The following is a 19,617-nucleotide window of genomic DNA, read 5'->3' as shown; positions in this document are numbered from 1 at the left end:
CGGTGGCGGGCTAGGTGCGGTGGCGGGCCACCGCGAGTATCACCGCTCGGACAGCGGTGACCAGCGGGACCGCGAACAGCACCCCGGCGATACCGCCCTCGATCCCGCCGATCGTCAGCGCCACCAGCACGACGGCGGGATGCAGGTGCACGAAGTTGCCCTGCAGCAGCGGCTGCAGCAGCTGGCCTTCCAGTTGCTGCACCACAAGCACGACCCCGAGGATGATCAGCGCGGCGGTCGGCCCGTTGCTCACGAGCGTCACGGCGACGGCCAGGACTCCCGAGACGAACGCACCGGCGTAGGGCACGAAACCGCCGAGGAACACCAGCGCGGCCAGCGGCACCGTGAGCGGCACGCCCACCACCGCCAGCCCGATGCCGATGCCCACCGCGTCGATCAGTGCGACCAGGGCGGTCACCCGTACGTACAGCACCACGCTGCGGAACGCCTCGCGCCCGGCGTCGTCCACGATGTCGCGTGTCTCGGTCCGCCACGGCCGAAGCAGGAACGCCCACATCTTGGGACCGTCGTAGAGGAACATCACCATCAGCACCACGGCGAGCACCAGGCCGGCCAGTACCGAGCCGAGCGTGGTGAAGGCACCCACGGTCTGCGACACGATCGGCTGCTGGTTGCTCTCCAGCCAGCCCTGCGCCCGCTGCAGCAGCTGACCGCCGAAATCGAACGGTCCGTCGGTCAGCCAGCCTCGGACGCGCTCGACGCTCTGCGACACGCTCCGCCGCAGCTCGTCCACGTTGTCGAGCACGGCGATGACGACGAAAGTGACGATCCCGCCCGCGGTGGCCAGCCCGGCGATCAGCGATGCCAGCACCGCCAGCGACCGCGGCCAGCGGTGCCGGGTCAGCCAGCCCACCATCGGCTCCAGCAGTGCGGTCAGCAGCAGGGCCACCGCGAGCGGGATGAGCACGAAGCTCAGATGCTGCACGGCCGCGCGCAGCGCCCAGAGAGCCAGGAAGATGAGCAGAAACTGACCCGCCACCATCGCGGCGCGGCGCAGCAGGTCCGAGGTCAGTCGCAGACGGGAGGTCTCCGGGGCCGGTTCGCGCACGGCACTCGGGTAGCCCACCGTGCACGAACGGAAACCGGGCGGTCGCCGGTCGGCGGTTCACGGCCGCCGCGAAGGGTACCCGGCCAGCATGGACTGGCTCATCGCGGATCTGCCCGCCACGGCGGCGGTGGCGGGCAAGATCGCACTGCTCTACGTCGCCGCGCTGGTCGGGCTGCGCGTCACCGTCCGCAGGGCCGCCGGCCAGCCCACCGTCTACGACGCGGTCGCCATGGTCACGGTCGGCGCCATCATCGGGCGGACCGCCACGGCCTCGGGCACGGCGTTCGTCCAGGGGCTCGTGGCCCTCGCCGTGCTGCTGGTATGCCACGAGATCGTCAGTAGGCTGCGGCTGCACGGCAAGGTGCGCAGGCTGACCGATCATCCTGTGCACGTGCTCGTCGACAACGGCGAGGTCGATCACCGGCACCTCAAGACCTGCCAGCTCACCGAGGCCGACCTCCACGCGTCCCTGCGCACCCGCGGCATCACGAGCCTGAGCGAGGTGCGGTACGTGCTCTACGAGTCCCAGGGCGGAATCTCGGTGGTCCGGGACGGCGAGCGGCCCGGTGAGCTGGTGCGCTCGGTCGTCGGGGAAGGCCGGGGTAGCGGCTTCTGACCGTCACCGTCAGGACGAGGGCAACTCCCAGAAGCTCGGTCCGACCGGCTCCGTGAAGTCGCCGAGGGCGTGGAAGAACCCTTCGTCGTCCACGGCGATCGGCAGCTGTGGCAACGGCCGCGCGGCCGGGCCGAAGGTCGGTACCGCGTGCCGGTTGAGGTCGAACTGCGACTGGTGGCACGGGCAGTAGGCGCGGTTGATCTGCTTCTCGTACAGGTTCACCGCGCAGCCGAGGTGCGTGCACACGCGGGAGAAGGCGTAGTAGTCGCCGTAGTTCATCCCGGCCCGATCCGGCCGGTGCTGCACCGGGGCCTCCGGCCGCAGCCGGTACAGCGTGGCCGGGTTGTCGGCCCGCTTGAGTGCCTCCTTGAGCTTCTTCGTGTTCCCGCGGTCGGACTCCCGGAACGGGAACACCGCGATCTGGCTGCCCGGCGCCACATCCCCCGGCCGGACCAGCACCACCTCCTCCGGATCGGCCGTCTCGGTCCGCAGGTAGACCTTCTCGTCGTTGTACGGGTACCAGCCCGAGTGCCAGAGCGTGTCCATGCGGTCGGCACGGGGGCCCTGCGCATCCCAGGGATTCTCGACGAAGCCGCCGAGACCGATCACCGCGCCGCTCGTGCCGAGCACACCGGCGCCGAGGCCCATCGCCTTACCGACCGCCGACCGCCTGCCGACCGCGCGCCGGCTCCCGAGCCCGACCTGCGCGGCCGTGTCCATCGCCGTCGCGGTCGCCGTGGCGCGGTCCTCCTCCGTCGACGCTCCCGGCTGGTGCCGCTCCTGGACGGCGGTCTCCTTCGGCAACAGGAGTTTGACGTGCAGGATCAATGCCACCGAGACGGCGGCGACGGCGAGCCCGAGAAACAGCCCCAGCAGCGGCGTGTAGAGCACGTAGAGAAGGTGTCCCTCCTCGCCGGGGAACACGTACCGCCAGGGCCAGAACACGAAAACCCCGGCGGCGACCACCCCGAAGACACCGGCGAGCAGCCACAGGACGATCACCAGACGCCGCGACCGCGCCTCGCGCTTGCTGCCCGGCGGCTGCCGTGGTTCGTACTCCACGAGCTCGACGCCGTCCATCTCGGCGCCTCGCCGCAGCAGCTCCGCGCGCCGGTCGGGATCCGCGCCGCCGTCCATCGACCCTCCCTGCTCCTGCCTAGCCGGATCACTTCCGCGCAGGACGGATGACCTCGCCGATGCCTGGGTAGCCACGCGCCATGATTCGAAACCACGGTCGGCGAGCGGTGCTGGCGGCAGGGCTCGCCGCGCTGGTGATCACCCTGCCTGCCTGCGTCAATCCGCAGAAACAGCTGGAGTCGGGTCCCATCGGCGCGAACGCCAGCGCGGCGACGATCGATGTGCACAACGTGCACACGGAGCCGCCGGAGAAGGCCAGCTACTCGATCGGCGACGACGTGGTCGTCCGGTTCGCCCTGTTCAACCGTGCCGAGGTGCGGGACGAGCTCCGGCGGGTGGAGACCAGCCTGGCCACGCAGGTGAGGCTGCACTGGGATGCCGACTGTGACGGCACCGCCGAGCCGACGTCCAGGCTCCCGCTGCCCGCCAACAGCACGGTGCCCGAACCGCCGGGTGGCGGGCCGGGCACGGCGTACCACCTCGAACTGCTCGGCCTCAACGAGGAGGTCAGGGAAGGTACTACGATGCCGCTGACCTTCACGTTCGAGAAGGCCGGGCCGGTCACGGTCGATGCGCTCGTACCGACCGGCGAGGACTCGGAGGTGCCACCGCTCGGCTGCGAGCCGGGCTGAGGTTCCGGCGGGCCGGCCGGGTTTCGGCCGCCGCCGACGGGGTAGTCGCGTGGCGTGACGACTCGCTGCGCCGTGTTCGGACACCGGTACCGCTTCCGTGCCGACGGGCCGACGATGACCTGGACCTGTCAGCGCGGCTGCGCGGTAGGCGGTAGCAAGTCCTACGCGTCGGCGGCCGAGGCGCGCAAGTTCGCGACCGCGTTCGACAAGGAGGACGCCGACGACCTCGGGCGCCGCGCGCCGCTGCTCGGCATGCTGCCGCTACGCATGGCCCGAGCGGTGCGGCAGTTGCGGCGCCGCTAGTTTGCCCCCTACCAGTGGGGGTAGTCCCGGGACATGGTCGGGCTGAAGATTGCTCTGAGGCGGGTCCAGGACATCTACGCCGGGAATGCGGACAGGCCGCTGCGCGGCTACGTCGTCGTACTCGGAACGTACCTCTCGCTCGCCACGCTGCTCGCCGCCGGAGGTCGCGCGTTCGGAGTGCGCCTCCCGGAGCGGTTCGGCGTAGGGGACACGGTGCTGCTTTCGGTGGCGACGCACAAGGCGAGCAGGCTGCTGTCCAAGGACGCGGTCACCAGCCCGCTGCGCGCGCCCTTCGCCCGCTACGAGGAGCCGGCCGGGATGGCCGAGCTCAACGAGTCGGTACGCGGGCACGGTGCGCAGCACGCCCTCGGCGAGATGCTCACCTGCCCGTTCTGCCTCTCGGTGTGGACCGCGACGGCCCTCGGCACGGGGTTCGTGACGGCTCCGCGAGCGACCCGGTTGGTGAGCACGGTGCTGACCGCGGTGGCCGCCTCGGACATGCTGCAGCTGGGCTACGACGGCGGCAAGCAACTGCTTGAACGCACCGCGCGGCAAGCGAAGGACGACTGAGCGGATCGAGGCAGGAGCCGGCGATGATGAGTCACCACGAGCGGCAGGAGCTCGAACGGATCGAACAGTGGTTCCGGACCGAGGACCCGAACCTCGCGAGATCGCTGGGCGACGGCAGGCCGCCCGGCGGCGGCACGGGCGCGAAAGTGGGGCGCTTCGCCGTGGACGCGCTGGCCGCGATCCTCATCCTGATGGGGGCGTTCACGCTGAACTTCGGGCTGATCTTCCTCGGTGCCGTGGTTCTGGTCGCGGGTGCGTGCCTGCACGTCGCGGGCCGCAGCGGCCGAGAGGGCCGCTCCGGTCCGCTGGCCGAATGACGGAGGTCGGGCCGGCGCCGGCCCGGTGCCCCGCGTCGTGACCCCCGTTCCGGTCGGTGCAGGGACGGTCGCGCGTTCCCGCGAACCGCGCGTACTGCTCGCGGTGGTGCTCGCCGGGCTGGTCGCCTCGGGAATCCGGCCCCGTAGCCACGGCACCTGGCTGCTGGAGGTCGTCCCCGTCCTGCTGGCGGTGCCGCTGCTCGTGCTGACGTTCCGCCGTTTCCCGCTGACGCCGGTGGCCTACCGGGTGCTGACGGCGGGCGCGCTGATGATCCTGCTCGGCGCCCACTACACGTACGCGGCCGTGCCGGTGGGGGAGTGGGCGCAGCACTGGTTCGGCTGGAGCCGCAACCACTACGACCGGGCGGGCCACGTGCTGCAGGGGGTGATCTCCGCCGTCGTCCTGCGGGAACTGCTGATCCGGCGGACTCCGCTGCGCTCGGGGCGCTGGCTGCTGCTCGTCACCGTGCTTGGCGCGCTCGGCGTCAGCGCCGGTTTCGAGATCATCGAGACCACCGCGGCGGTGTTCACCGGCGAGGCCGGCCAGAGCTACCTCGCGACGCAGGGCGACCCGCTCGACAGCCAGCACGACATGACGATGGCGGTCGCCGGCGTCACGCTGACCCTGCTGCTGTTCCGGCGTGTCCACGACCGCGAGCTGCGCCCGCTGTCGTGACCGCGGCAGCTCATCTCCGCGCGCCCGGGATTGATGTGGCGACGTTCGGGTAGCCGAGCGGGTGAGTGCCGGTCCGAGCGAGGAGGAAGAAAGATGCCCGTAACGGTCGCCGACCATGTACTCCAGCGCCTGCGGGAATGGGGTGTCGAGCACGTGTTCGGCTACCCGGGCGACGGCATCAACGGGCTCGTCGCCGCCTTCGGGAAAGCCGACAACCAGCCCCGCTTCGTGCAGTCCCGGCACGAGGAGATGTCGGCGTTCGAGGCGGTCGGCTACGCCAAGTTCGACGGCAGGCCCGGCGTGTGCATGGCGACGTCCGGCCCCGGCGCGATCCACCTGCTCAACGGTCTCTACGACGCCAAGCTCGATCACGTGCCCGTGGTCGCGATCGTCGGGCAGACCGCACGCAGCGCGATGGGCGGCAGCTACCAGCAGGAGGTGGACCTGCAGGCGCTGTACAAGGATGTCGCGAGCGAGTACCTCGTCGAGGTCAACGTCTCCGAGCAACTGCCCAACGCGATCGACCGCGCCTTCCGCACCGCCGAGGCCGAGCGGGCGCCCACCGCGGTGATCATCCCGGCCGACCTGCAGGAGGAGGAGTACCGGCCGCCTGAGCACGAGTTCAAGCACGTGCCCTCCAGCCCGCCGAACACCCCGCACTCGGTCATGCTGCCGCCCGAGGACGAGCTCGCCAGGGCCGCCGACGTGCTCAACGCGGGGGAACGGGTCGCGATCCTGGTCGGCCAGGGCGCGCGAAACGCCACCGAGGAGGTCCGGCTGGTCGCCGACGCCACCGGCGCCGGCGTGGCGAAGGCACTGCTGGGCAAGGACGTCCTGCCCGACGACCTGCCCTACGTCACCGGCGCGATCGGGCTGCTCGGAACCCGGCCCAGCTACGAGCTGATGCGGGACTGCGACACCCTGATCGTGATCGGGTCCAGCCTGCCGTACTCGCAGTTCCTGCCCGAGTTCGACCAGGCGCGCGCCGTGCAGATCGACATCGACGCGGGCCGGATCGGCATGCGCTACCCGATGGAGGTCAGCCTGGTCGGCGAGGCGAAGGGCACGCTGCGGGCACTCATCCCCCTGCTGGAGCCGAAGCAGGACCGTTCGTGGCGCGAGACGGTGGAGAACAACGTCTCCTCGTGGTGGAACACCATGGAACAGCAGGCCATGCTCGACGCCAAGCCGGTCAACCCGATCCGCGTCGTGCACGAGCTGTCGCCACGCATCCCCGAGGACGCGATCGTGACGGCCGACTCCGGTTCCTCCACCAACTGGTACGCCCGCAACCTGCGGATGCGCGGGCGGATGCGTGGCTCGCTGTCCGGCACGCTCGCCACGATGGGTCCCGCGGTGCCGTACGCCATCGGGGCGAAGTTCGCCTATCCGGACCGGCCGGTCGTGGCGCTCGCCGGTGACGGTGCGATGCAGATGAACGGTATGGCGGAGCTCATCACCATCGCCCGCTACCGGCACACGTGGGCGGACCCGCGGCTGGTCGTCTGCGTGTTCCGCAACGACGACCTGAACCAGGTCACGTGGGAGCTGCGGGCGATGGGCGGCACGCCGAAGTTCGAGGAGTCACAGTCGATCCCGGACGTCTCCTACGCCACCTTCGCCGAAAGTCTCGGGCTGACGGCGATCAGCGTCGACTCGCCGGATGACCTCGGCGGGGCGTGGGACCAGGTGCTGGCGGCCGACCGGCCCGCCGTGCTCGACGTGCGCTGCGACCCCGAGGTGCCGCCGATCCCGCCGCACGCCACGTTCGAGCAGGTGAAGTCCACCACCGAGTCGCTGCTGAAGGGCGACCCGAACGCCTGGCACCTGCTCGTCCAGGGCGCCAAGACGAAGGCGCAGGAGTTCGTTCCGGGCCGCCGCTGACCGGGTGGCCCTTTGGCGCCAGGCCCCGCGCCTTCCGAACTTCTCAGCCGCCGGACTCGGCGCGTTTCTGCGCCGGTCCGGGCGGCTCCGAGAGGTTCAGCGCGGTACTCACCAGCGGGATGTGCGAGAGCGCCTGCGGGAAGTTGCCGATGAGCCTGCCCTCCTCCGGCGCGTACTGCTCGGCGAGCAGCCCGAGGTCGTTGCGCAGCGACAGCAGCCGCTCGAAAAGGTCGCGGCCCCGGCCGGTGTCGCCCTGCAGCAGGTAGTTGTCGGCGAGCCAGAAGGTGCAGGGCAGGAAGACGCCCTCGCCATGCGGGAGGCCGTCGACGTGCCGGGTGTCGGCGTCCATGGTGTAGCGCTGCACGAGGCCGTCCCGGCAGAGCTCCTTCTCGATGGCGGCCACCGTGCCGCGCACCCGTTCGTCGGTGGCGGGCAGGAAGCCGATGTCGGGCATCATGAGCAGCGCCGCGTCGAGTGAGCGGGAGCCGTAGAACTGGGTGAACGTGCCGCGGTCGGGATCGAAGCCACGCTCGCACACCTCGTCGAAGATGTCCCGCCGCAGCCGCTTCCAGCGGTCCACCGGCCCGTCCAGGCCGAACACCGTCACGCCCTTGATCGCCCGGTCCACCGCCGCCCACGCCATCATCTTCGAGTGCGTGAAGTGCCGCCGCGGACCGCGTACCTCCCAGATGCCGTTGTCCGGCTTGCTCCAGTCCGACTCGAGGAAGTCCATCAGCGACCGCTGCACCCGCCAGGCGTCCGGGTCGGGCGGAATCCCGTGCGTTCGCGCCTGGTGCAGCGCGTCCATCAGCTCGCCGAAGACATCGAGCTGGAACTGGGTGGCGGCCTCGTTGCCGACGCGCACCGGGGAGGAGCCCGCGTAACCGGGCAGCCAGTCCAGTTCCAGCTCCGGCAGTCTGCGCTCGCCGTCGGCGCCGTACATGAGCTGCATCTGCGACGCGTCGCCGGCGACCGCCCGCAGCAGCCACTCCCGCCATGCCCGCGCCTCGTCGGCGTAGCCCGCGCCGAGCAGCGCCATCAGGGTGAACGTGGCGTCCCGGATCCAGCAGAACCGGTAGTCCCAGTTACGCACGCCACCGAGGTGCTCCGGCAGGGACGTCGTCGGTGCGGCGACGATCCCGCCGCTCGGCGCGTACGTCAGGGCCTTGAGCGTGATCAGCGAGCGCACCACGGCGTCCCGGTACTCACCGCGGTAGTCGCACCGGCTCGCCCAGTCCCGCCACCAGCGGGTGGTGCGCTCGATGCGCTCGCCGACGTCGAGCATGCGCGGCGGCGGCTGGCGCGGTGCACTCCAGGCCAGCCGGAAGTCCACGGTCTGCCCCTCGGCCACGCTGAACTCGGCGACGGCGTGCCCGGGCGCCGTCGTGAGCGGGAGTTCCGCGTCGAGGGTGAGGTGGTCCGGCCCGGCGAGCGCGTGGGTCCGCCGCCCCTCGGACTGGATCCACGGGATGGTGCTGCCGTAGTCGAAGCGGGGCGCGAACTCCGTTCGCATCGGCACCCGGCCGCGCACCCCCTCCACCCGGCGCACCAGATCGGCGTAGTCGCCGCGGATCGGCATGCAGTCGATGATGCGGATCTCACCTTCGGCGCAGGCGAGCCGCGTTTCCAGCACGAGGCTGTCCTCCCGGTACGCGCGGCCCGCGGTGCGAAACGCACCGCGCGGCGCCAGCGTCCAGCGGCCGTGCCTCGAGTCGCCGAGCAGTGCCGCGAAGCAGGCTCCCGAGTCGAAGCGTGGCAGGCACAGCCAGTCGATCGAGCCGTCGGCGGCCACCAGTGCGGCGGTGCGCGTGTCACCGAGCAGACCGTAGTCCTCGAGCGGGCGAGACATGATCCTCCTCGATCGGATGGTGCGGGCAGGCATCGTGGCCTGCCGATCGGGGTACCCACCGAGCATGAGGCCGACAACCTTCCGGCGCAGTGGGTATCTGCTACTGGCCGGCGCCACGGTGCTGTCGCTCGCGGGCTGCGGCACCGCCTCGCCGAGGACCGCGGACTTCGGCGACAGGTCGCTGCCGCCGGTGCGGGAGGACGTGGCGCCCTGTGCCGCCGCGATGCTGGACGGCGACGTGAGCCGGGTGGAGTCAGCCGCGGGCAAGCGGCACGCCACGCTGCGGATCGTCAACACCGGACTGACCGAATGCGCGTTGCGCGGCTACGGGAACCTCCAGCTGGTCGGCGCGGAGGGCGAGCAGCTGCCCACGAACCTGCGGCGGACCGGGGAGCCCGCACAGGTCGTCCTCCAGCCCGGCGAACGCGCCGTGCAGGACCTCCGCTGGAGCGCCCCGGCCGGGCAGGGCGGGCCTGCGGACGAACGCTGCGTGCCCGCGCCCGCCGCCGTGATGGTCACGCCACCCTCGGACACGGAGACGTTGCGGGTTTCCTGGCCGGCAGGTGCGGTCTGCGACCACGGCCGGATCGAGCTGACTCCCTGGCATCCGCCGCGGGAAGGAAAGGAGTAGGCACAGATGGGCCGTTCGCCGAAGACGGTGGTGGTGACCGGAGCGAGCGCGGGCGTCGGCCGCGCCACGGCGCGCCTGCTCGGCGGCCGGGGCGACCGCGTCGCCCTGCTCGCGCGCGGCGAGAAGGGGCTGCGCGAGGCGGCGCGCGACGTCGAGGCGGCGGGTGGCACGGCCCTGCCGATCCCGCTGGACGTGACCGACTACGCGACGATGCGCTCGGCCGCACGACGCGTGGAGCATGAGCTGGGACCGGTCGATGTCTGGATCAACGGTGCGTTCGCGACGGTGTTCGCCCCGTTCAGCAAGATCGAGCCGGACGAGTTCCGCCGGGTCACCGACGCCACCTACCACGGTTTCGTGCACGGCACCAAGGTCGCGCTGGAGCTGATGCTGCCGCGCGACCGCGGAACGATCGTGCAGATCGGCTCCGCGCTCGCCTACCGTGGGGTTCCGCTGCAGTCGGCGTACTGCGGGGCCAAGCACGCGATCCAGGGCTTCACCGAGTCGCTGCGCTGCGAGCTCCTGCACGACGGCAGCGGCGTGCACGTGACGATGGTGCAGCTGCCGGGCGTCAACACGCCCCAGTTCGACTGGTCGCTGTCGCGGATGCGGCGCAAGGCGCAGCCGATGCCGCCGATCTACGAGCCCGAGGTCGCCGCGCGCGGCATCGTGCACGCGGCCGACCATCCCGCGCGCCGCGAGTACTGGGTCGGTTTCAGCACGGTCGCCACGTTGCTGGCCAACAAGTTCGCGCCCGGCCTGCTCGACCGGTATCTGGGGCGCAACGGCTACTCGGCGCAGCAGACGCGGGCACCCGAGGACCCCGACCGCCCGGTGAACCTGTGGGAGCCGGTCGACGACGACAGCGACCACGGAGCGCACGGCCGGCTCGACGAGCAGGCGAAGAAGCGCAGCCCGCAGCTGTGGTTCTCGCATCACCACGGGACCCTCGCGGCCGCGGCGGCGACCGTCGTCGGCGCCGCGGGCGGTGGCCTCGCGGCCGCCCGTGCCCGTCGCCGCTCGTGAGCGGACCCCGGCGGCTGCCCGCACGAGCAGGTGAGCCGGCGTGGCAGGTTGGGACTGGTGTCACCTTCCGCAACGTGACGCGGGCGGGCAGAATGTCCTCCACCGAGCCTGGCGCTCGCCGCCTGGCCCCCGCACAGTAGAGTCGGGTGCCTCGCAAGGTGGAAGATCACCCCACCTGCCGGGTCGCGACCTGAGGAGGCGTACTCAGAGTGGCAATCCCCGTGGGAACCACAGGTCAGGATGGCTCCGGTCAGCCGAGCATCGCCCGTATGCGGGACTGCTGGATGGGCGGAACGCATCACTCGGACGCTGACCGTGAGTTCGCCGACCAGATCGCCGTGTGCGCGCCGCACCTGCCGTACCTGGTCCGTGCGCAGCGCGCCTGGCTGGACCGTCTTGTCCGGTACCTTGCCGAGCACGGCATCCGGCAGTTCCTCGATCTCGGTTCGGGCGTGCCCGTCGAGGGCCACGTGCACGAGGTCGCGCAGGAGGTCGCACCGGACAATCGCGTCGTCTACGTGGACATCGACCCGGAGATCGTCGCCGAGGGCCGCGGCATCCTCGACGGCAATCCGCACGCGGGCTTCGTGCAGGCGGACATCCGGCGCCCGCGGGAGGTCCTCGAAGCCCTCGAGGTGAAGCAGCTCCTCGACCTCGGCGAACCGGTCGCCGTCCTCCTCATCGACACGCTCGTGCACATCCCGGACTCCGCCGATCCCGCCGCGCTGGTCTCGGGCTACCTCGACGCGATGTGCTCCGGCAGCTACCTGGCCATCTCGCATTTCAGCGCCAGCGAGCAGCTCAATCTCGGCCTCGGCATGTTCGGCGAGATGTTCGGCACGCCACCCACCGTGACCCTGCGTGAACCGCGCGAGGTGGAACGCTTCTTCGCGGACCTCGACATGGTCGAACCCGGCGTCGTGCCGGTCACGCTGTGGCGACCGATGTCCGAGTACGACATGGGCCGCAATCCGGAGCTCGCCCAGGTACATGCCGGAGTCGCCCGCAAGCCCTGAACGCCACTCCTCACGCGGCCAGCGGGACGACGAGCAGCGCCACCTCGCCCAGCATGACGACGGGCAGTCCCCGCGTGTGCATCCGCCTGGCGGTGGGCAGTTCGCCGTCGCGGGCCCGCCGCAGCAGTGCGGCGACGCGGACCAGGAACACCCCGTGCGCCAGGGTCCCGGCCAGCGCCCAGGCCGGCCCGTACCGCCACCACAGCCCCCAGCCCAGCAGTGCCAGCCCGGCCAGCAGCACGACGCAGGCCAGCGCGAGCGTGTGTGCGGCACCGTGGCGCGCGGACGGCGTCGCCACCCCGGTGGCGGTGTCCGCGGCACGGTCGGGCACCGACCACCACACCGTGCGGCCGATCGTGAGCACCGCGACCCCGGCGAACACCGGCCACACCGACGTCTCGAAGCCGGACCGCACTGCGCCGTAGGAAAGCAGGCACGGCAGCCCGACCAGGGACGTGCCGAAGACCAGCGGCCCGGCGAAGCCGCGGCGCTTGAGCCGTATCGGCTCGATGTTGTAGCTCAGCGTGAGTAGCACGATCGCAGCGGCGACCGCGGTGACGACCCAGTGCCCCGTCCGGACCGCCACCGCGACGGACAGTGCGGTGGCGAGTGCCAGCTCGGCGACCACCCAGCGCAGCGCGCGCCTGCGGCCGACGCGCAGGGTCGCGTCGGCCAGGTACGACTTCTCGTCGTGCCGCTCGTCGGTACGCAGGTCCGCGACGTTGTTGAGAGCGAGGGCGGCAACGATGAACAGCAGGTTCGCCGCGATCGCGCCGAGCACGGGTAGCGTCGCGAGCCCGCTCGCGGCCGGCACCGCGAAGCAGGCGCCCCAGGCGGCGTAGCAGAGGTAGGTGATCGGTAGCGGATGTTGGAGGCGGTGCAGAACGACGAGGTCGCGCGCTGTTCGCCCGCCGGGCCGTCTCCGCCGTTCGCCCGCTAGTCGTGACACGCGGTCACCGCCATTCGCAGCCGGGCGGCCGGCGCCATCGCGTGCCCGCGCAGCTGCGGCACCCCGGCGCGGGGGTTGACGCAGCGCAGTTCCCTGCGGCGCAGCAGCGCGGCGACGATCATCCGTGCCTCGAGCTGGCTGAGCTGGCTGCCGAGACAGTGCCGGGTGCCGCCGCCGAAAGGGAAGTAGTGCCGCGCGGCGACGCGGCCGTCGAGAAAGCGGTTCGGGTCGAACGCCTCCGGCGCCGGAAACCGCTCCGGCACGCGGTGCGCGAGGTAGATGCTCGGCGACAGCGTCGTCCCGGCCGGCAGCGTGCGGCCGAGCAGCTCCGTCTCCTCGGGCAGCACCCGGTTGCCCGCCGCCGGGACGGGCGGGGTGACCCGCAGTGCCTCCTGGACGACGGCGTGCAGGAGTGGCACGCGCGTGGTGTCCGCCCCGTTGTCGGTGGTGGCGGCCAGTTCGGCGAGGACGTCCCGGCGCACCCGTTCGTGCCGGTCGAGCCAGTAGAGCGCCCACGCGGTCGCGGACGCCGTGGTCTCGTGACCGGCGAAGAGCAGCGAGGCGATCTGATCCCGCAGTTCGGTGTCCCCGATGTCGTGCAGCGGCCCGTCCCCGTTCAGCAGGAGTGCGATCAGCGAGTGCGGGTGCGCGCGGGCGGCCTCCCTGGCGCTCCGGACGAAGAGCCGGTCCAGGGCGTCCCCGGAGCGCGGCAGCCTGCCGCGGAGAAAGCGGTATGCCAGCGTGCGGCCACGGGAGCCGAGCGCACGCTCGATCCAGGCGGTGAACGGCTCGAGCACCCCCTCACCGGACCGCCCGAGAATGATCCGGCCGATGATGCGGAGGGCGAGCTCGCGGGTCCACTCCGACAGTGGTAGGACGGTTTCCGTCGGCAGCGCGTCGATCGCGCCGTGCACGGTGTCGGCGATGACCCCGTGGTACCGGCCCAGGCTGCGGCCGCGCAGCGGAGGGCCGAGCACCTGGCGGTAGGCGGTGTGCCGGGGACCGTCTCCCCACAGCAGCGATGTCCGCCCCAGCAACGGGACCAGAGAGCGGCTCCCCGGATGCGCCAGGTGCCGATCGGAGCGGAAGATCCAGTCGATCGTCTCCGGGTCCCACACCAGCAGTTTCGGCGCCGGCCCGCCGGTCACCTCGGCGAAACCCTCCGGCGAGCCTGCCCGGGAGTCGAGGAAGGGCAGGGTCCGCAACGTCAGCCGGAGCTCGTTGCGATGCATCACACCTCGATCCGCGCGGCGTACCCGGTGCTCCCGTCTCCGGCGAGCGCCGCCACGCGCGGGTCGGTGTGCGCGAGGTGCAGAGCGGCGAACACCTCGGTCCGCACTATCCGGACCGGTGTGTAGAGGTCCTTGTCATGCCACAGGGCGGGAAATTCCTCACCGGTAGCGCCGGTGCCGCCGGTGCCGCTGTCAGTGCGCAGCAGGAAATCCCGTCCCCGTGCGGCCGCGCGCCCGATCGCGGCTGGGTTCCGCGCGGGCCCGGCGTGCAGCAGCGTCCGGATCGCGTACGCGGTCTCCTCCCGGGTGCTGTGCCAGTGCCCCCACGACCCGTCCGGACGCTGGGTGCCGAGTACCCACTCCACCGCCCTGCCCACCGCACGGGCCCCGGCCGCACCGCCGTAGGCCGCGAGCGCGGTGGCGCAGCACGCGGTCGCGTAGTACGGCGACGCGTGCCACTTGTCCAGCCAGCTGCCGTCGGCGTGCTGCTGCTCACTCAGCCAGCGCGACACGGTTCCGATCGTGGCGAGGTAGCGGGCGCAGTGCCGTGGCTCCACCGGCGGGGCGGACTGTGCCTGCTGTGCCTGCGGTGCTTGCCGTGCCGAAAGCGACGCCACGGACGCGCCGAGTGCCTGCAGCACGTGGGCATTCGTGCTCGTCGATGGAGTCCGCTCCTCGGGAAAGCAGCTGAAGTGGTCGCCGGAGTGGTAGTCCCACAGGCATTCCGGGGAACGGGGGCTGCCCAGCAGCGCCAGCGCGTACAGCGCGGTGGCCGTGTCGTCGGCATCCGGCGGCAGGCCGAGTCCGCCCGCGGCCCCGGCGTCACCGAAGGCGCCGTGCAGGCTGTCCACGAGTGTGCGCGGCGCCGTGAACGGCACGCCGGTGGCGGCGAGCGTGGACAGCACCCACGCTCGCTCGAAGAGCGCGAGGGGAGCGGCCACGGGCACGCCACCGCTCGTGCTCTGGACGGCCGCCAGATAGCGGAGGCTGGGTTGCCTGGCCGGGTCGTCCGCCCGGTCGCCGAGCCACGCGGCGGTCGCCGCGGGCGAACAGCCGACGCCGCCACCCGCGACCGGTTCCACGAACGGCGCGCCCCGCGCGTTGTCGCCGAGTACCTCCAGCGAGTGCCACAGCTTGTGCGGCAGCGCGTGGCCCTGCGCGGCCGCCTCCCGCAGCCGGGTAGCCAGTTCCGGGTTGGCGCCGGCCGGGATGCCGAGCCGGGCTCCCGCGCCGCGCCAGCCCGTCAGGGCCGGCAGTGTCTTTCGGTTCAGCCGGTTCAGCCGGTTCAGTTGAGCGTTGATCTCGTCGATCAGCACGGGCACGATGATCTCGACCGCGACCGTGTCCGGAAGGGTGCCGTGTGCGCGGATCCGGCCGGACAGCGCGGTCAATCCGCGGGCGGCCGCGTCCGCCACGATGCCGCCCGCGGCACCGGTGCCGTTCTCCGGCAGCAGCGCGAGGAGGGCCTCGGTCGCGCTCAACGTGGGCACCAGCGCGTAGTCGCCAGGGCCGCCCCACGCACCGTCGGCATGCTGCTGTTCCAGCAGGAACCGGACACGCGGCGCATGACCCGGCAGTGCAGGCACCAGCTTCACCAGGCGACCGGTCTCGTAGACGGAAGGGGCGAACTGCCCGGCGGGATCGGCTGCCATCTCGGCCAGCAGCCGCGTCGCGGTACCGCGCGCCTGCTCCGGCCAGGAATCACGCGAATCCATGAAACACCCTTCGACGGCAGGCGAGTTCGGGTTGTCGATGGTCCGGCGGTAGTTGAAAGGACACTCAACGTAGCATCACGGTCGCCGATGTCACACCGTGTTTGCTTCGATCGGAGCAGTGCGACGCGCGGTAGCCGGGCACCCGCTCGTCGCGCGCGGTGGCGGATCGCGAAGGCCGGAGTACGGCGGTGAAAACGGAGTTCCATGTGCTCGCGGGATCCGGCGCCGTACCGCCGCCCGGGGGGACGCATGTGTCAGGCACGACGTAAGCGCGGACAGCCACTGCCGCCCCAGCCCAAGTCCATTCAGGACAAGGCGGGGTGCGTTGCGTGCTCCCGGCTCCTACGGTGTCAGCACGTCGGCCGGTACCGAGTAGCCACGGACCCGCTGCGGGTGGTCCCCGACCGGGATGCGGGCGACCTCGCGGGGATCGTCGAAGGACACCACGGAGATGTCGTCGCTGTCGCTGTTGGACAGGAAGCAGTGCCTGCCGTCGGGGCTCGTGGCGGCCCAGTACGGCTTCCCGCCGGTCGGCACGATCGCGTCGACGGTGAGCGCGGGCACGGAGAGGATCGCCGCGTAGTCGGAGATCGTGCCGGCGTCACAGATCTTGTCGCCCGTGCCGTTCAGCGTGAGGCCGTGGTGCGCGGAGTCCAGTGGGTAGTCCTCCCGTTTCATCTGCTTAGCCTCCTCGGACAGCGGCAGGTGCACGGTGCGCGTGGTGCGCTCCTCCGCGAGGTCGTACTCGATGAATCCGTTGTGGAAGGACAGTTGCGCGTACATCGTCCGCTGGTCGGGCATGACCACGAAGGGCCGGATGCCGACTCCGAAGTCGATGACCCGTTCGACCTCCAGTGTCCGGGCGTCGACGATGGTCAGCTCGCGCCTGCCCTTGGCCGCGTCGAGCAGCGGGGCGTCCGGCGCGACCACATTGCCGATCGTGGCGTTGTAAATCGTGCCGCCGTCGGGGGAGAACTGGTTCTCGTGCGGGAAGTCGCCGGTGGGGAAGCTGCCGGTGATCCTGCCCGTGGCGGTGTCGACGGCGTCGACGACATTGGCGGTGGTGGCGGAGACGAGCAGGGTGCCACCGTCCGGGGACAGGGCCATGTGGTCGGAACGGTAGCCGTCGACGCGGGTGAACCACAGCTGCTCGCCCGTGCCGACGTCGAACGCGGACACATCGCCGAGGCTCGGCCTGGACACGTACATCGTGCGGCCGTCGGGCGACACCATGATGTCGTCGACGAGCTGGTCGTGTCCTTCACCCGCGGTCTGCCTGATCAGGAGCATGGCGATGTACTGGTCGGGGGTCATCGCGGCCTTGCGCCGGTCGAGATCCGGTACGACGTTGATGCGCCGGTGCTTCTCGAAAGTCCGCGCGTCGATCAGGTCGACGGTGCCGTCCCAGTTGTTGCCGACGAACATGACGTCGCGCTCCGCCGGCTCGGCGTGCCCGGGCACCGTCGGCACGCTCAGCAGCAGAATTGCGGCGGCAAGTGCGAGTAGCCGGGCCGGTAGCTTCGCCATTTTGCCGTACCTACCCCGTAGTAGATATGAATGCGATTCGCGTAGTGTGGCGCGTCCGGGAGTCCAGCGCAAGCCTGGATCGATTTCGGCAGCCCGTGTGCCAGCGCCACCGCGGGAAGCGCGTTGTCAGCGCCGGGGGAGGAAGTCCAGCAGCAGTGCGGCCATCGCCTCCGGTACCTCCTCGGGAACCCAGTGCGTGACGTCCTCCAGCATCCGGAACTCGTACGGCCCGCTCACCCAGTTCTCCGTGTCGAACGCAGCGGTGGAGCCGACCGCCACGTCCTCCGTGCTCCACACGTAGAGCGTCGGCACCTCGACGACGCCGATCTGCTCGTCGGGGCGGCCGGCGCGATACCAGTTCAGCGCCGCCGTCAGCGCGCCCGGTTCGGACAGCCGCCGCACGTACTCGTCGACGTTGCCCCGCGGCACCTTCCACTCGAACATGCGCCGCAGCGCCGCCGCGTCGTCGGCGAGCATCCGCTCCTCGGTGGCCGGGGTCTGCCGCCATTCCTTCATGTACGCCGAGCGCAGGTGCTGGTCCTCGTCGGTGCGGATCGCCCGGGCCAGTGCCGCCGGATGCGGTACCGAGACGGCCGTCAGCGTCCGCAGCCGGCCGGGATGCCGCGATGCCGTGTGCCAGCCGACCGCGGCGCCCCAGTCGTGGCCGACCAGGTCAAACCGGTCCCAGCCGAGCTCGTCGGCGATGCCGAGCACGTCGCCGACCAGCTCGTCCATGCCGTAGTCGGCCGGACGCTCCGGGCGGACACCGGGAGAGTAGCCACGCTGGTCCGGGGCCACCGCCCGGTAGCCCTCCGCGCCGAGCGCCGCGAGCTGGTGTGCCCACTCCAGCGCGGCCTCGGGAAAGCCGTGCAGGAGCAGCACCGGCCGGCCGTCGCCGGGGCCCGCCGCCATGGCGTCGAAAGTGCCGGCCGGGGTCGGAATGCTGAGGTGCTCGATCATCGGTCGGAGACTAAACGGCACGGCGGGCGACGTGAACGACGGCGCCCCCCTGCGGGCCGCCCCGCTGCCACGGCACACAACCTGATCGTGTCATTGGTAATCGAACACCTGTTCGATACGTTGGCGAGGTGGATGAAGATGCGGTGGACCTTCTGGAGCCGGGTATCGAGGCCGACCTTCCGTACTCGGAGCAGTGGATGCTGCCCGCGCTGCCAGGGGACGAACACTGGTTGCCGCAGGACCTGCTCACGCTGAGCGGACCGGAGGTGGCCTCGTTCGACGATCTGCGGGCGATCGAAACGCTGGTCTCGGCCCGGCGAGTACGTGCGATCGCGGACGCCGCTGAGGCGCACGCGCTGGTACGGCTGGACGTCCTGCGGGGCGGTGACCGTTCACTCGCCGACGAGGTCGCCCCTGAGCTGCGGGTGAGCAGACACGCCGCGGACAAGCGCCTGCAACGCGCGAAGGCGCTGGTCGCGCGGATGCCACAGCTGCTGTCGATGATGGAGTCCGGCGAGGTGGAGCGCGCGACGGCCGGCGGGATCGTCGACGTGGCCGGTCCCTTGCCGGACGCCGCCGCACGCGAACTGGACGCCGTCCTCGTGCACAAGGTCCTCACCGGCCGGGTGACGATGAACGACCCACGGAATCTCCGAGATGCCGCCCGCCGCCTCGTGACGAAGGTCGATCCGCACGGTGCTCGAGCCCGCGCACGTCGTGCCCGGGCGCAACGCAAGGTCGAACTGCTCCCCGGTGAGGAGAGCGTGTCCACCCTCTGCGCCGATCTGCCCGCCGAGGTGGCCGCCGGCTGCTACGGCAGGGTCGACCAGTTGGCCAAGGCCCGCAAACGTGGCCGCGAGACGCGCACTCTCGACCAGCTCCGGGCGGACGTTTTCGCCGACCTGCTACTCGGTCACGAGCCCGGTCCCGGCGGCGGGTCCGGTGCGGCACAGGTCCTGCACGTACCCGTCGACACCGCGCTCGGCATCAGCGACGAGGGCTGCGAACTGGCCGGCTACGGGCCGATTCCGGGACCGGTCGCTCGCGAGATCATGGCCCACGCGGACAGCGTGTGGCGCAAGGTGCTCACCGATTCCGCCAGTGGTGCGGTGCTCGACGTGGGCAGATCCCGGTACCGGCCGCCGGCCGCGCTACGCGACTACGTCGTCGTCCGCGACCGGGAATGCTCGATGATCGGCTGCCCCCGGCCGGCGCAATGCTGTGACCTCGACCATCTGAGGGACTGGGACCAGAACGGGGTCACCGCGGCCCACAACCTCACGCCACGCTGCGAGCACCACCACTACCTCAAGGACGCTCCAGGCTGGTCCTTCGACTACGACCCCGCCACCGGCACGATGATCGTCACCACACCCGCCGGGCGCCGGCACGTCAGCCGCCGCGGGCCACCCCTGACCACGCGAACCACCGAACCCGCTGAACCGTCCCCGTCCGACGAGCCGGACGGCGCCGACGAACAATCCGTCGACCTGCCGGACTCTTGGTAG

The 19,617-nt window shown here is 71.3% G+C and carries 19 protein-coding genes; 11 read left to right on the top strand and 8 right to left on the bottom strand.

Going from position 1 to position 19,617, the window contains the following annotated elements; all coding sequences use genetic code 11:
- Positions 1–10: 10 nt before the first annotated feature.
- Positions 11–1,069 (bottom strand): AI-2E family transporter, encoded by a 1,059-nt coding sequence (locus JAP66_RS05955; protein WP_307849449.1) that lies wholly within the window; start codon positions 1,067–1,069, stop codon positions 11–13.
- 88 nt (positions 1,070–1,157) lie between these two features.
- Between JAP66_RS05955 and JAP66_RS05950 the strand changes: the two genes are divergently transcribed.
- Positions 1,158–1,685 carry a DUF421 domain-containing protein gene (locus tag JAP66_RS05950; RefSeq protein WP_199430529.1) on the top strand — a complete coding sequence of 176 codons (528 nt, stop codon included), beginning with the start codon at positions 1,158–1,160 and terminating at the stop codon, positions 1,683–1,685.
- 9 nt (positions 1,686–1,694) lie between these two features.
- On the opposite strand, the gene qcrA is transcribed toward JAP66_RS05950, so the two are convergent.
- The gene (gene qcrA / locus JAP66_RS05945) at positions 1,695–2,822 is read right to left on the bottom strand and encodes a cytochrome bc1 complex Rieske iron-sulfur subunit (protein WP_199430528.1); all 1,128 of its coding nucleotides are present in this window, start codon (positions 2,820–2,822) and stop codon (positions 1,695–1,697) included.
- An 80-nt stretch (positions 2,823–2,902) separates the two neighbouring features.
- Here qcrA and JAP66_RS05940 point away from each other — a divergent pair, with 80 nt between their 5' ends.
- From JAP66_RS05940 to JAP66_RS05915, 6 genes are all read left to right on the top strand, one after another.
- Entirely contained in the window at positions 2,903–3,454 is a 552-nt protein-coding gene (locus JAP66_RS05940) for a copper chaperone PCu(A)C (RefSeq protein ID WP_199430527.1), read from the top strand.
- A 54-nt stretch (positions 3,455–3,508) separates the two neighbouring features.
- The gene (locus JAP66_RS05935) at positions 3,509–3,757 is read left to right on the top strand and encodes a hypothetical protein (protein ID WP_307849448.1); all 249 of its coding nucleotides are present in this window, start codon (positions 3,509–3,511) and stop codon (positions 3,755–3,757) included.
- Between the two features lie 33 nt (positions 3,758–3,790).
- Entirely contained in the window at positions 3,791–4,327 is a 537-nt protein-coding gene (locus JAP66_RS05930) for a DUF1360 domain-containing protein (RefSeq protein WP_199430526.1), read from the top strand.
- A gap of 23 nt (positions 4,328–4,350) precedes the next feature.
- Positions 4,351–4,644: a DUF3040 domain-containing protein gene (locus JAP66_RS05925; RefSeq protein ID WP_199430525.1), complete on the top strand. Its 294-nt coding sequence runs from the start codon at positions 4,351–4,353 to the stop codon at positions 4,642–4,644.
- A 37-nt stretch (positions 4,645–4,681) separates the two neighbouring features.
- Entirely contained in the window at positions 4,682–5,320 is a 639-nt protein-coding gene (locus tag JAP66_RS05920) for a DUF2238 domain-containing protein (protein ID WP_199430524.1), read from the top strand.
- 93 nt (positions 5,321–5,413) lie between these two features.
- Positions 5,414–7,204 carry a thiamine pyrophosphate-requiring protein gene (locus JAP66_RS05915; protein WP_199430523.1) on the top strand — a complete coding sequence of 597 codons (1,791 nt, stop codon included), beginning with the start codon at positions 5,414–5,416 and terminating at the stop codon, positions 7,202–7,204.
- A gap of 43 nt (positions 7,205–7,247) precedes the next feature.
- Here JAP66_RS05915 and JAP66_RS05910 read toward each other — a convergent pair whose 3' ends face one another.
- The gene (locus JAP66_RS05910; RefSeq protein ID WP_199430522.1) at positions 7,248–9,053 is read right to left on the bottom strand and encodes a glycoside hydrolase family 15 protein; all 1,806 of its coding nucleotides are present in this window, start codon (positions 9,051–9,053) and stop codon (positions 7,248–7,250) included.
- Positions 9,054–9,117: 64 nt separating this feature from the next.
- Between JAP66_RS05910 and JAP66_RS05905 the strand changes: the two genes are divergently transcribed.
- From JAP66_RS05905 to JAP66_RS05895, 3 genes are all read left to right on the top strand, one after another.
- Positions 9,118–9,684, top strand: a complete 567-nt coding sequence (locus tag JAP66_RS05905) for a DUF4232 domain-containing protein (RefSeq protein ID WP_199430521.1) — start codon at positions 9,118–9,120, stop codon at positions 9,682–9,684.
- A 6-nt stretch (positions 9,685–9,690) separates the two neighbouring features.
- Positions 9,691–10,710 (top strand): SDR family oxidoreductase, encoded by a 1,020-nt coding sequence (locus JAP66_RS05900; RefSeq protein WP_199430520.1) that lies wholly within the window; start codon positions 9,691–9,693, stop codon positions 10,708–10,710.
- A gap of 209 nt (positions 10,711–10,919) precedes the next feature.
- Positions 10,920–11,726, top strand: coding sequence for an SAM-dependent methyltransferase (locus JAP66_RS05895; RefSeq protein ID WP_199430519.1), 807 nt, complete (start codon positions 10,920–10,922; stop codon positions 11,724–11,726).
- Between the two features lie 10 nt (positions 11,727–11,736).
- Here the strand turns inward: JAP66_RS05895 and JAP66_RS05890 are convergent, their stop codons facing one another.
- From JAP66_RS05890 to JAP66_RS05870, 5 genes are all read right to left on the bottom strand, one after another.
- Positions 11,737–12,675, bottom strand: a complete 939-nt coding sequence (locus tag JAP66_RS05890) for a UbiA prenyltransferase family protein (protein ID WP_199430518.1) — start codon at positions 12,673–12,675, stop codon at positions 11,737–11,739.
- Positions 12,663–13,907, bottom strand: a complete 1,245-nt coding sequence (locus JAP66_RS05885; RefSeq protein WP_199430517.1) for a cytochrome P450 — start codon at positions 13,905–13,907, stop codon at positions 12,663–12,665. Before JAP66_RS05885 ends, JAP66_RS05890 begins: the two co-directional genes overlap by 13 nt.
- Positions 13,907–15,622: a prenyltransferase/squalene oxidase repeat-containing protein gene (locus tag JAP66_RS05880; RefSeq protein ID WP_199430516.1), complete on the bottom strand. Its 1,716-nt coding sequence runs from the start codon at positions 15,620–15,622 to the stop codon at positions 13,907–13,909. Before JAP66_RS05880 ends, JAP66_RS05885 begins: the two co-directional genes overlap by 1 nt.
- Before the next feature lie 342 nt (positions 15,623–15,964).
- Positions 15,965–17,149 carry a YncE family protein gene (locus JAP66_RS05875; RefSeq protein WP_199430515.1) on the bottom strand — a complete coding sequence of 395 codons (1,185 nt, stop codon included), beginning with the start codon at positions 17,147–17,149 and terminating at the stop codon, positions 15,965–15,967.
- Between the two features lie 126 nt (positions 17,150–17,275).
- Positions 17,276–18,109, bottom strand: coding sequence for an alpha/beta fold hydrolase (locus tag JAP66_RS05870; protein ID WP_199430514.1), 834 nt, complete (start codon positions 18,107–18,109; stop codon positions 17,276–17,278).
- A gap of 128 nt (positions 18,110–18,237) precedes the next feature.
- On the opposite strand from JAP66_RS05870, the gene JAP66_RS05865 reads away from it, so the two are divergent.
- On the top strand, positions 18,238–19,617 hold the full coding sequence (locus tag JAP66_RS05865; RefSeq protein WP_199430513.1) for an HNH endonuclease signature motif containing protein: 1,380 nt from the start codon (positions 18,238–18,240) through the stop codon (positions 19,615–19,617).

Source organism: Qaidamihabitans albus (assembly GCF_016464705.1).
Classification (GTDB): Bacteria; Actinomycetota; Actinomycetes; order Mycobacteriales; family Pseudonocardiaceae; genus Qaidamihabitans; species Qaidamihabitans albus.
This window is presented reverse-complemented; position numbering and strand designations above follow the sequence as displayed.

Bases quoted from the DNA above. Each gene is read 5' to 3' on its own strand.
- JAP66_RS05910 (WP_199430522.1), bottom strand. From the start codon at position 9,053: ATGTCTCGCCCGCTCGAGGACTACGGTCTGCTCGGTGACACGCGCACC.
- qcrA (WP_199430528.1), bottom strand. From the start codon at position 2,822: ATGGACGGCGGCGCGGATCCCGACCGGCGCGCGGAGCTGCTGCGGCGA.
- JAP66_RS05925 (WP_199430525.1), top strand. From the start codon at position 4,351: ATGATGAGTCACCACGAGCGGCAGGAGCTCGAACGGATCGAACAGTGG.
- JAP66_RS05875 (WP_199430515.1), bottom strand. From the start codon at position 17,149: ATGGCGAAGCTACCGGCCCGGCTACTCGCACTTGCCGCCGCAATTCTG.
- JAP66_RS05905 (WP_199430521.1), top strand. From the start codon at position 9,118: ATGAGGCCGACAACCTTCCGGCGCAGTGGGTATCTGCTACTGGCCGGC.
- JAP66_RS05915 (WP_199430523.1), top strand. From the start codon at position 5,414: ATGCCCGTAACGGTCGCCGACCATGTACTCCAGCGCCTGCGGGAATGG.
- JAP66_RS05950 (WP_199430529.1), top strand. From the start codon at position 1,158: ATGGACTGGCTCATCGCGGATCTGCCCGCCACGGCGGCGGTGGCGGGC.
- JAP66_RS05870 (WP_199430514.1), bottom strand. From the start codon at position 18,109: ATGATCGAGCACCTCAGCATTCCGACCCCGGCCGGCACTTTCGACGCC.
- JAP66_RS05930 (WP_199430526.1), top strand. From the start codon at position 3,791: ATGGTCGGGCTGAAGATTGCTCTGAGGCGGGTCCAGGACATCTACGCC.
- JAP66_RS05885 (WP_199430517.1), bottom strand. From the start codon at position 13,907: ATGCATCGCAACGAGCTCCGGCTGACGTTGCGGACCCTGCCCTTCCTC.
- JAP66_RS05880 (WP_199430516.1), bottom strand. From the start codon at position 15,622: ATGGATTCGCGTGATTCCTGGCCGGAGCAGGCGCGCGGTACCGCGACG.
- JAP66_RS05940 (WP_199430527.1), top strand. From the start codon at position 2,903: ATGATTCGAAACCACGGTCGGCGAGCGGTGCTGGCGGCAGGGCTCGCC.
- JAP66_RS05900 (WP_199430520.1), top strand. From the start codon at position 9,691: ATGGGCCGTTCGCCGAAGACGGTGGTGGTGACCGGAGCGAGCGCGGGC.